The organism is Bacillota bacterium, assembly GCA_024655925.1.
Lineage (GTDB): Bacteria > Bacillota > DTU025 > DTU025 > JANLFS01 > JANLFS01.
The window spans coordinates 21,536-32,868 of record JANLFS010000023.1 but is presented as its reverse complement, the minus strand read 5'-3'; the positions used below and the strand labels follow the sequence as shown (position 1 = coordinate 32,868).

Sequence of the window (11,333 nt, the reverse complement as noted above, 5' to 3'; positions counted from 1 at the left end):
CTGATTTCGGCCGTCAGCTACCGGAGGGATTTTACACCAGAAATCGGACTTGATCGGCTATCCCAGGTCAACATAGTCGCGAGCATGCTGTTCGCTGGGATATCCGGGTCGTCCGCCGCGGATGTCTCATCCATCGGGGCGATGCTCATTCCTGCCATGGTCAAGGAGGGCTATGATTCGGAGTTCTCCGTCTCCATCACTGCTACCTCGGCGTGCATAGGGAACATAATCCCCCCGAGCCTCTTCATGGTGCTCCTCGGGGCCATCACGGGCGTCTCTGTGGGCGGGATGTTCCTTGGAGGGTTCGTCCCTGGGATCATGATAGGCCTTGGCCTGATGGTCGTCAGTTACTTTTACTGCAGGAATAGAGGGATACCCACAAAGCCTCGCGCTGGAGTCAAAGAACTTGTGGGAGCGGCCAAAGATGCTGCTCTCGCAATGGTCACCCCGCTGATCATCCTCGGGGGGATCGTATTCGGGGTAGTGACCCCCACCGAGGCAGGAGTGCTGGCCGTCGTATACAGCATCATCCTGGGCCTGTTTATCTACAAGGAGATGACGGCTCGAGATCTCGTGGACATACTGTCACGCTCAGCACAGTCAACTGCGGTCGCTGTGATCGTCCTCGCCACTGCCTCCATCTTCAGCTGGATCATGGCCCGGGAGAGCCTCCCCGTACTGATGACCGGGTGGATCGAGAAAGTCGCTCACACTCAGCTTGTGGCGCACTTGGTTATCATCGCCCTGCTTCTCGTGATAGGGATGTTCATGGAAGCGACGTCCGCTGCGATCATAGTAATACCGTTTCTCTACCCCATAGCGATGCATTTCGGGATAGACCCGGTCCACTTCGGAGTCACAGCGACTGTCGCGTTGATCATTGGACTGGTGACACCCCCTGTGGGGATGCTGTTGTTCCTCACATGCACAATCGGCAAGACCACGCTAAAGTCTACACTGCGCACCCTCATCCCGCAGGTAGGAGTCATGGTTCTCGTGCTCGTCCTGACAGTCCTCTTCCCACGACTCGTGCTGTTCCTACCTGGTCTCGTAATGAGATAGGGCCTGTGGGTTCGGCGCGGAGGACTAGTGTGCGAACAGGAGGTGGATGTAAACAACTGTAGCGGTGCAGGTCCGATAGATCCGGAGAGCGGCCCAAGACCAATTATCGCAGGAGGGAGATGCCACATGATGAACAGATTCCGAACTAGACTGGTGCTATGCGCCCTGACGCTATCCCTGATCCTGGCCATGGCGTCAGGAGGATCGGCGCAAACGAAGATCTCACTGACCGCGGCGAACCAGAACACCGCAGCCAGCGTCATAGGAGTGTCCTTCGACCGGATGGCCGAACTCGTCGCGAAGAACAGCGCCGGGACTCTCGAGATGAAGGTGTTCCACGGCGGTGTCCTCGGGCAGGAGCGGGAGATGATAGAGCAGCTCATGGCGGGTGTACTGGATATCTGCATCGCCTCCCCAGGCAACCTCGGCGTGTTCGAGCCGTCAATAGGCCTGCTCTCACTGCCCTTCATCTACAGAGACACCGACCATGTTAAAGCAGTAATCGACGGGCCTCTGTTCAACAAGTTCAATGACAGGCTCATCAAGAATACTGGAATGAGAGCCCTGACCGCAGGCTTCCCTGGGTTCAGGTATACCTATACCCGTAACAAGCCGATTCAGTCGCTTGCTGACTTCAAGGGGATGAAGATCAGGGTCCCTCCGTCCGACGTCCACGTTGAGACCTTCAAGGCTCTGGGAGCCAACCCGACTCCTGTGCCGTTCGGTGAGATCTACACCTCCCTCCAGACCGGCGTGGTTGAGGGAATGGAGAACATCAACGAGTACGTCTACGAGCCCAGGCTTTACGAGCAGCTGAATTACGCCACCCGCACAGGCCACATGTTCGAACCCTGGCTGATCCTGGTGAGCGAGAAGACCTGGAACAAGATGTCCGACGCCCAGCGAAAAGCACTCAAGGATGCTGCGGTGCAGGCGTGGAGCGAGCAGAGGGAGATGCAGGCTGCCCGGAACCTCGAGTTCGAGAACAAACTCAAGGCTGAGGGAATGAAGTTCTACGAGATCGACCGGGAGGCCTTACTCAAGGCAACAGAGTCGGTCCGGCAGAAGCTCGCGGCCAAGGTGCCGGGCGGTCCGGACTTGGTCAATGAGATCCTGAACGCCAAGTAGCAGAGGGCGGCCTGGCAAAGGCAGTAACCCAAGCACAAAGGGCCGGCACAAGGGGCCGCGGGTTCTGACCGTATTCCCGGGAAGGGATATTGGACAGGACACCGGCCGGGCCGGCCCCTTCTATTGAGTTGGGGCGGGAGTCTGGAGAGATAAGGAGTTGGGAGACATGGAAGGCGCTCGAGACCGGCTCCTGAGGGCGATGCGCGGAGAGAAGGCAGACCCTTTGCCTGTGTCGTGCCGGTTCAGCGTGGGCTTTCTGTTGGAGCGAGCACGGAACCTGGGGATAGCCGGCGGCCCTGAAGTCTTACACCTTTCCGGGGTGGGGTACCTGTTGGAAGTTATGGACCGGCTCGAACTCGACCCTGTTGTGCTTCCGCACTGGTGGCACGGGTGCACGGTGTTCTCCTGCCCAGATGCGTTGCTGCCGTGGAACCCAGAAGCCACCCAGCGTTGGAGGAGTTCCACGCTGTACGAACCGGATCCGAATGAGCCAGGGAGGCGGGTCGCGGTTCGAACTGTGACCACGCCCTGGGGAGCGCTTACCGGGAAGGCAGTGTGTCAGAGGGGCCAGAGATGGCCTATAGAGTACATGTTGAAGAAGGAAGAGGACGTGGAGGTTCTGTCACTCAGGCCCGACCCGGCGGACCTGGATCTATCCCGCCTGATCAGGCTGGGCCAATTGGTCGGGGATCGGGGCGTGGTGATGTTCACCTACCCCGGGGTGATAGAGGAAGCAATGAGTTTGAGAGGTGCAGAGCAGTTCTGTATCGACCTCATGGAGAGGCCAGCCTGGGTCCGGAAGCTTCTGGCCAGGCTCCACGAGTACAGCGCGGCGGCGCTGACCAGGCTCTGTTCCACCGGGAAGCTGGATGTGGTCATCATCAACAACTCCTCCATGAGCATGATCTCCCCTGACACTTATAGTCGGTACGGGGAAGAGATGGACCGGGACCTGATCCGAGTGATCAAGGAGTCTGGAGCCGTGGCGGTCTACCACAACTGTGGCAGAGTAATGGCTTACCTTGATTCGATAGCGAGGATACACCCAGATGTCCTTGAACCCCTGGTTCCCGCGACGGCGTCGACCTGGGCAGACGCGGACCTGGCAGAAGTCCGGCGGAAGCTCGGGGAAGATGTCGTCCTGATGGGAGGGTTCGATCCTGCATGCCTCGCCAGCGGGGACGCGGAGAGCATAAAGGTTGAGGCGAGAAGGTGTCTGGCCCAGGGGTCAATAAGGGGAGCGAAGCACATTCCGTTCGCAGGTGGGACCCTGTTCGAAGCCGGGGATGAACAGATTCGAGCTTTCGCCCGGGCATTTCGATAGCCGAGACTTGCTGGAGGCTGCAGGAGAAGCCTCGCGGCCGGAGAATATGTGTATTTGATCAGATTACGAACAAATGCACGCCGGTGTGAGGTGTGAACAGTGGCCTCAGGTAGCGAACAGAGGCGTCTCAAGGTGAAGATCGCCCAGAAGTACTATCTCAAATCCGAGACCCAGGACGCAATAGCTAAAGAGCTTGGCCTGTCCCGGATCAAGGTCCAGAGACTTCTCTCCCAGTGTCGGAAGGAAGGCATTGTCGAGATCCGAATCAACGACCCCATGCTTCGTTGCCTGGAGCTCGAGGATGAGCTGAAGGCCAGATTCGGTTTGCTCGATGCCCGCGTCTCCGCGTCTCCGTCAGACAGTTCGATGCTCGTTAGAGATCTCGCGCGGGTATGCGCGGACTATTTTGTGAGTCTGGTCTCGGAGGGCTGCGTCATCGGAACTGCATGGGGGAGGACCGTCTTCCAGATGACACAGTTCCTGGAACCAACGCCGGTCCGTGGGGTGAAGGTGGTCTCATTGCTGGGCGGACTCGCCCCTTCCATGGCCCACCACCCCTACGCGGTCATGAACCGCATTTCGGACGTTTTCGGCGCCGAGAGCCACTACCTCGTGGCCCCTGCCTTAGCGGATTCTCCCCTCACTCGTGATGTGTTCATGAAAGAGAAGCGCATACAGGAAACTCTGGATATGGCCAGAAACGCCGATATCGTGATCGCGGGCATCGGGGATGTCTCCGAACAGTCCACACTTCTGCTCACCGGATACCTGAGCCAGACGGAACTCGAGGAGTTGGTGGCGAGAGGCGCGGTGGGAGAGATGTTGACTTGCCACTTCGATGCTGACGGTAAGCTCGTCCCTTCAAGGTTGTCAGAGAGGCTGGTTGGCCTCAAGCCGGACGAGCTAGGGTCGGTGGGTCAGGTGATAGGAGTTGCAGGTGGTGAGGTCAAGGTCAGGGCGATCCTCGGCGCCCTGCGCGCCAGGTACATTAACGTGCTAGTGACAGACGAGGATACCGCTCGTAAACTCATCGAAATAGGGCCATAGATTATCGGCCGCTCGCAGATGGGAGGATTACCATGGCCAAGGGCAAGTACATCATGGGCATAGACGCCGGGACGTCTGTGACGAAAGCTGTTCTGTTCGATTTGGACGGGCGGGAGATCAAATCCCACGGTATCCCCACCAAAATCCTTTCACCCGCCTTCAACTGGGTCGAGGTGGACATGAACGAGCTCTGGGAATGGGTCAGGACGTGCATCCGGACCCTAGCCCAAAGCGTGGAACCAGGTTCCATCATCGGCATCGGCATTACTGCGCAGGGCGATGGCACCTGGATGATCGACAGGAACGGAGAATCGGTGCGCCCGGGTATATGCTGGTGCGATGGGCGGGCCAGTGAGGAGATAGCCACCTGGCATGCAGACGGCACGGCGGACGCGGCGTTCGAAATCTGCGGGACTTCGGTGTTCACAGGGTCCCAGAGCGCCCAGGTTCGCTGGCTCGAGAAGCACGAACCTGAGTCCCTCCAGCGTGCACAGGTCATATTCCACTGCAAGGACTGGCTCTTCTACAAGCTCACAGGCGTGACCAGCACGGACGAGACCGATGAGTCCCTGCCCCTGCTCAACATGAGCACCCGGCAGTACGATCGCCGGCTCTTCGAACTCTACGGCATCCAGAAGTACATGGACAAGTACCCCGAGGTCAGGCCGTGCCCGCAGAATTTCGCGGAGATCCGCCCTGAGGTGGCCCGGGATCTGGGTCTATCTGGGGATGTGGTGGTTGCGTCCGGTCCGATGGATGTGTCTGCCTGTGCCCTGGGCGTGGGAGCGATAGAGAATGGCCAGGCGTGCACCATCATGGGCACTGCGGCCATACACGAGGTCGTCATGGATTCCCCGCTCCTCGAGCCCAAGATGATGGGGATGACCCTGTGCCACTGTGACGAGTCGAGGTGGATCCGGCTCATGGCGGCCATGGCAGGTACCCCTAATCTTGAATGGTTCTTCAGGGAGATGGGCGGGCAGATAGTGTCGGACGCTCGGAACGCGGGGCATGATGTTTACGACCACGCGGCGGCCATAATCGACAGTGTCCCGGTGGGGAGTGAGGGGGTCGTGTTCCACCCATACCTCTTCCCCGGAGGGGAGCGCGCTCCGTTCGTCAAGCCGAGCGCGAGGGCAAGCTTCACCGGAATAAGCTTGAACCACGGGAACCACCATTTGCTCCGCGCGGTGTACGAAGGAATTGCCATGGCTATGCTCGACTGCTACAAGCATATGCCCATCCCTGTTGCAGAAGTGAACCTGTGCGGTGGCGGGGCTAAAAGCCGGGCCTGGTGTCAGATCTTCGCGGACGCTCTGGGAGCGGATGTGGTAATTACCGAGGGTGAGGAACTGGGGGCCCTGGGGGCGGCGATCAACTGCGGGGTTGCCACTGGGGTCTACCCGAGCTTCTCAGAGGCAGTCAAGCGAACCGTGAGGACCGCAAGGCGGCACCACCCGGACCCGGAGAAGAAGCCACTTTATGAGGGTCTCTACGAGCTCTACCGGCTCACCTACAAGCAGCTCTGGGACACCTGGGACCTTCGGGCCAGGCTCACTAGCGGGGAGGCATAGGGACACCATGGAGCCGTTCTCGCGAGAAACCAAACAGAAGATCGTGGATGCCTGCAGGTTCATGCAGGCCGAGAGAATGGTGCTGGGGACGTGGGGAAACATCAGTGTTCGGACGGAAGCGGGTGTCATAATCACTCCCAGCAGAGTCAATTACGATACGATGACTCCGGATGACCTGGTCACCGTCGACCTTAACGGGCGGGTCATCGAAGGAAACCGTGTGCCATCTTCAGAGACCGACTTGCACACAGCAATCTACCGGCGCAGAGAGGACATCGGGTGCGTGGTGCACAACCACTCGCTCTACGCTTCTGTGTTCGCCGCGGCGGAGATGGACATACCTCCGATAGTTGAGGAGCAGTCGCAGATCATCGGAGGAACTGTCAGGTGCACCCCCGAGTACATACCCGCGGGCCACCACATCGACCTGGCTAACCTCGCGGCGCAGACTCTCGAAGACAAGAATGCTGTCCTCATATCCCACCACGGTGCTGTCTGCTGTGGGAAGGACATGGACGAGGCTCTGACCGTGGCGAGGGTTCTGGAGAAGACAGCCCAGCTATACTTGTTCATGAAACAGATGGGTGTCGGGGAACGCATCATCCCCGACTCCTTGGTTCACGAGGAGAGGTTCAGGTTCCTGTATAAGTACGGTAAGGCCTGATACCTTGGCCTTGATTGGAGGAAACCAGGTGTCGACAGAAAGCGACCTCAGGAACATTATCGTGGAGGTTGGGCGTCGGCTGTACGCCAAAGACTTCGTGGCGGCCAACGATGGGAACATAAGCGCCCGGATCACCGAGGACGAACTCCTGATCACCCCGACCGGGGTCAGCAAAGGGTTCATGAGTCCGGACCAGATTATCAAGGTGAATCTGAAAGGCGAAGTCCTTTCAGGGTTCATGAAGCCCACCACCGAGATGAAGATGCACCTTGCAGTATACCGACTGCGTCCGGGGATAAGGGCAGTGGTCCACGCTCATCCTCCGACGGCGACAGGGTTCGCCGTGGCGGGAGTGGGATTCGACAGGATCACCTTGCCCGAGGTGGTGTTCAACCTCGGCAAGATCGGACTCTCGGAATATGCTACACCAACCACCGAGCAAGTTCCGGCGGCTGTAGCGAAGAAGATATGCGAGTGCGACGCAATGCTTCTCGCGAACCACGGCGCGCTTACCGTGGGGACAGACTTGTTCGACGCCTACTACAAGATGGAAACTTTAGAGGCAGTTGCCAAGATCTCACTCGTCGCGAAGCTGCTGGGTAACGAGAACGCTCTCACAGATGCACAGCAGAAGGAGCTCTTCGAGATCCGAAGCAGGCTTAGGCCGGAGGATACGGGATGCATACAACATGCCGACTATCCCGAGCAGGCCGTGGCCACGCAAGAGGGCGGAACGAACTTCTGCAATGGGGGCACATGTACCGGGGAAGGCACTATCGGATCGTGCCAGACCCCCACTGACTTGGACAGGTTGATCGCCAGAATAACTCGAGAAATGCTGCCGTTCCTGTCTAAGTAGTTGAGGAGCAGTGGAAGAGGTATAGCGACATCGAGGCCGGGCTTTCGCGGCAGGCATCGCCAGATCAAGCCGGGAGACCAGGGCTTTCCCCCGTTGAGCGGGAGGCCTTGCGCAGGCTGGATGACCGGAAGATCGCGCAGCTAGTGGATGAGGTACTGGGGGTCAAGCGGTGAGTGCGGCAGGCAGGCGGCCTCGTAAGGCGAAGGACGGCCCGGGGGGCTGCATGATAGATGGAATCCTGCAAAAGGGAAATGGAGGGCAAACGATGGAGATCGCACTTGGAATGGTTGAGACCCGGGGGCTCGTGGGAGCGATCGAGGCCGCGGATGCCATGGTCAAAGCGGCTAATGTCAGGCTGATCGGAAAGGAACAGATCGGCGGGGGGTTCGTCACGGTGATGGTCCGTGGGGACGTCGGAGCGGTGAAGGCGGCCGTGGAGGCGGGCGCTGCCGCGGCGGCGAAGGTTGGGGAGCTCAAGTCCGTGCATGTGATCCCGAGGCCTCATGGGGACGTGGAGATGATCCTGCCGAACGCTGGGCGGGTTCCCGAGGAGAAGTGATTGTGACTGGAGTGTAGGGGGTTCCGGTTGTGAGCAGCAAGACGGGCGGAGGAGTGCCCGGACTCAGAGGAGCGCCTGTGCCGGTGGGAGTGTCCGCACGGCACGTGCACCTCTCAGCCGAGCACGTGGAAGCCTTGTTCGGCCCGGGGCACGCCCTCAAGGTGAGAAACGAGCTTTCGCAGCCTGGACAGTTCGCCGCGGAGGAGACCGTGGTGGTGGCAGGGCCGAAAGGGGCCTTGGAGCGGGTGCGGGTGCTCGGCCCGGCTCGGGGAAAGACCCAGGTGGAGCTCGCGGGAAGTGATGGGAGGGCCTTGGGGATAGATGCCCCAGTCAGGGACTCCGGAGACATAGCAGGGTCCGCGGGTGCGGTTCTGATCGGGCCTGCCGGGGCAGTCACACTTCGTGAAGGGGTCATCATCGCTGCAAGGCATCTGCATGCGGCTCCACTTGATGCGCGGCACCTGGGCCTCTCCGACGGAGAAGAGGTCGCGGTGGCGGTAGGGACCGGGCGCAGGCCGGTTGTATTCGGTGGGGTGACGGTGAGGGTGAGTGAGTCCTACCGTCTTGAGCTGCACTTGGACACGGATGAAGCCAACTCCGCGGGATGCTCCCATGGGGATACCGCATGGGTGCTTGCAGGGCCGGTGGGGGCCGCGGTCTCGGGGTTCCGCTCAAACGGTGAGGTCGCGGGCGGGGCCGGCCTTGGGAAGGCCCAGCCTGGGCCTGGGAGCGCGAGAGGTCCCGGTCCAGGGGATCCTGCGGCCAGACCCACATCATCACCCATGCCCGGTGCGGTTGACCTCTCCTCCAAGGCCTTGATCACAGAGGAGGACGTGCTTGCCGCAGCCCAGTCCGGCCGTGGGATCATTATCGGGGCTTCCGCCATCGTCACTCCCCTTGCACGGGATGCGGCGAGGCAGCGCGGGGTGGAGTTGATGGCGAGATGACTGGAACCCTCTCGGATGCAGAGAGAATAGAGGCGGCGGGGGTCGTTGGGGCAGGCGGTGCGGGGTTCCCGACTCACATAAAGGCGCGTGGGGCTGCAGAGGTCGTTATCGGAAACGGTGTGGAGTGCGAGCCCCTGCTTGCCAAGGACAAGGCGATCATGAGGGCCTACCCGGACCAGGTGGTCGCGGGGATGGCCGTGATGATGGGATGTGTCGGAGCGAAGCGCGGGATCGTGGGGATCAAGCGCAAGAATACTCGGGAGATCGAGGCGATGCGCACGGCGGCCCGGAGATCGGGGATGGACATCTCCGTTATCGAGCTTTCCGACTTCTACCCGGCAGGGGACGAGCACGTTCTGGTGTACGAGGCAACGGGCCGGGTGGTCCCGGCAGGGGGCATTCCACTAGCTGCTGGCGCGGTAGTCTCTAACGTGGAGACGCTTCTCAATGTGTCCCGCGCGGTATCCGGACATCCGGTGACCCACAAGTTCGTGACTGTTACAGGCGAGGTTGAACGGCCAGCCACGTTCAAGGCACCCGTAGGCGCCTCCTTCGCTCGGCTGATCGAAGCGGCGGGTGGGGTCACGGCACGGGTTAGGGGCGGGTTCGAGGTTGTCCAGGATGGGCCGATGATGGGGAAGATCATCCCCCCAGGCGCGGACCTCGAGAAGGTCATAGTCACCAAGACCACGTCAGGCGTGATCGTGTTGCCATCGGGCCACTCGCTTCTTTCGGAGAAGCGTAGGAGCATTGAACACCAGGTGAGGCTTGCGAGGTCCGCGTGCATCTCATGCTCCCAATGCACGGACCATTGCCCGAGGTACCTTCTTGGCCACCCGCTTGAGCCCCATCTGATCATGAGGGCTTTTGGGTACCGAAACCCCGACCTTTCAGAGGACCTATCGAAGTACCCGGAGCTTACGATGGCGGGGTTATGCACCGGGTGCGGAGTGTGCAGTCTCGTCTGCCCCATGGGCTTGTCCCCCAGGTGCATCAATGAGCGGGTCAAGGCGGCCATGGCGGAGGCGCGGGTCAAGTGGGCCCCGAAAAGAGGGCCGAAGCCGCCTCATCCTGCGAGGGCGGGCAGGCAGATACCATCCAGGCGGATCGTCTCGCGGCTGGGCCTTTCGCGGTACGCCCATGGTCAACACTCTGGGTCCGGGCCTGCTACGGAGGCAACCCGGGAGGAGCTGATCGAACTTTGAACGCTGTAGGGATAGTGGAGCTGATCAGCATAGCCCGGGGTTACGTGGCCGCGGATGCGATGCTCAAGGCTGCGGGCGTGGACTTATTCGCGGCGAAGCCGATCTGTCCCGGGAAGTTCGTGGCCCTAGTGCACGGCACCGTGGCGGAGGTGGCGAGTTCCGTTGCCGCGGGGGTGGACGCGGGTGAGCAGTTCGTCGTGGACCAGGTTGTGATACCGAGCATACACCCCGGGGTGTGGCCTGCGATCACAGGCACGTCCGTTCCGCCCGGGATCGAGAGTTTAGGTGTGATAGAGACATACTCTGCGGCATCCGCGGTTGCCGCGGCTGATGCGGCGGCGAAGGCGGCGTCGGTGGAGCTCATCGAGGTTCGCCTGGCCTTAGGGCTTGGGGGCAAGGCATTCGTGACGATGACCGGCCGGGTGGACGCGGTGAGAGCCGCAGTGGAGGCCGGGGCCATGGAGGCCGCAAACCGCGGGCTTCTGGCGGAGAAAGCGGTAATCCCAGCTCCTGCTTGGGGCCTCGTCGAGTTCGGAGTGTGACGGATCGGAGGTGTGGGCATGGCGGGGCTGATCACGGCGGCCGATCTTGCGAAGGGGCATCCGGGCAACCGGGTCACGGTGCAAAGAGGAACTATCGTGACTCCCGGGGCGTGGGATTACGCCCACGAGCACGGGATCGAGATCGCTTTTGGGGAAGCGGAGGATGCAGATGGGATCGCCAGGCGGGTGGTTCACGCGATAGTGGACCAGCTTCGGAAGAGTCTCGGACGGGAGCCAAGCCGCGAAGAGGCCCTGTGCGTCGTCCGGGCCGTGATGCAAAAGGCCCGAGACGAGGCGGGAGCGTAGGTGAAAGAGTGACGGTCGCGAAAGAAGAAAGAAGCCCTCTAGTCATTCGGCTGTCTCGCCCGCTCCAGGCAGACCAGGTTCGTGAAACCTAGGGACTCTGCCGGGATACCGGTATC

11 protein-coding genes and 1 pseudogene are annotated in these 11,333 nt (G+C 60.7%); all 12 read left to right on the top strand.

Annotated elements, in window-relative coordinates:
• Nucleotides 1–1,062, top strand: a 1,062-nt coding sequence (locus NUW23_05315) for a TRAP transporter large permease (GenBank protein ID MCR4425596.1), incomplete at its 5' end; no start/stop codon positions are given.
• Nucleotides 1,063–1,188: 126 nt separating this feature from the next.
• Nucleotides 1,189–2,190, top strand: coding sequence for a TRAP transporter substrate-binding protein (locus tag NUW23_05310; GenBank protein MCR4425595.1), 1,002 nt, complete (start codon nucleotides 1,189–1,191; stop codon nucleotides 2,188–2,190).
• 166 nt (nucleotides 2,191–2,356) lie between these two features.
• On the top strand, nucleotides 2,357–3,514 hold the full coding sequence (locus NUW23_05305) for a uroporphyrinogen decarboxylase family protein (GenBank protein ID MCR4425594.1): 1,158 nt from the start codon (nucleotides 2,357–2,359) through the stop codon (nucleotides 3,512–3,514).
• Between the two features lie 99 nt (nucleotides 3,515–3,613).
• The gene (locus NUW23_05300; GenBank protein MCR4425593.1) at nucleotides 3,614–4,561 is read left to right on the top strand and encodes a sugar-binding transcriptional regulator; all 948 of its coding nucleotides are present in this window, start codon (nucleotides 3,614–3,616) and stop codon (nucleotides 4,559–4,561) included.
• A gap of 32 nt (nucleotides 4,562–4,593) precedes the next feature.
• Nucleotides 4,594–6,135: a carbohydrate kinase gene (locus tag NUW23_05295; protein MCR4425592.1), complete on the top strand. Its 1,542-nt coding sequence runs from the start codon at nucleotides 4,594–4,596 to the stop codon at nucleotides 6,133–6,135.
• Between the two features lie 7 nt (nucleotides 6,136–6,142).
• Nucleotides 6,143–6,799, top strand: coding sequence for a class II aldolase/adducin family protein (locus NUW23_05290; protein ID MCR4425591.1), 657 nt, complete (start codon nucleotides 6,143–6,145; stop codon nucleotides 6,797–6,799).
• Nucleotides 6,800–6,827: 28 nt separating this feature from the next.
• Nucleotides 6,828–7,658 (top strand): class II aldolase/adducin family protein, encoded by an 831-nt coding sequence (locus NUW23_05285; protein ID MCR4425590.1) that lies wholly within the window; start codon nucleotides 6,828–6,830, stop codon nucleotides 7,656–7,658.
• 265 nt (nucleotides 7,659–7,923) lie between these two features.
• Entirely contained in the window at nucleotides 7,924–8,217 is a 294-nt protein-coding gene (locus tag NUW23_05280; GenBank protein MCR4425589.1) for a BMC domain-containing protein, read from the top strand.
• A 53-nt stretch (nucleotides 8,218–8,270) separates the two neighbouring features.
• Nucleotides 8,271–8,855, top strand: a pseudogene (locus NUW23_05275) (phosphate propanoyltransferase).
• Nucleotides 8,856–9,160: 305 nt separating this feature from the next.
• Nucleotides 9,161–10,369: a 4Fe-4S dicluster domain-containing protein gene (locus NUW23_05270; protein MCR4425588.1), complete on the top strand. Its 1,209-nt coding sequence runs from the start codon at nucleotides 9,161–9,163 to the stop codon at nucleotides 10,367–10,369.
• Nucleotides 10,366–10,911, top strand: a complete 546-nt coding sequence (locus tag NUW23_05265) for a BMC domain-containing protein (GenBank protein MCR4425587.1) — start codon at nucleotides 10,366–10,368, stop codon at nucleotides 10,909–10,911. The genes NUW23_05270 and NUW23_05265 overlap by 4 nt, the downstream gene beginning before the upstream one ends.
• Nucleotides 10,912–10,929: 18 nt before the next feature.
• Nucleotides 10,930–11,217: a hypothetical protein gene (locus NUW23_05260; protein ID MCR4425586.1), complete on the top strand. Its 288-nt coding sequence runs from the start codon at nucleotides 10,930–10,932 to the stop codon at nucleotides 11,215–11,217.
• Nucleotides 11,218–11,333: the final 116 nt, after the last annotated feature.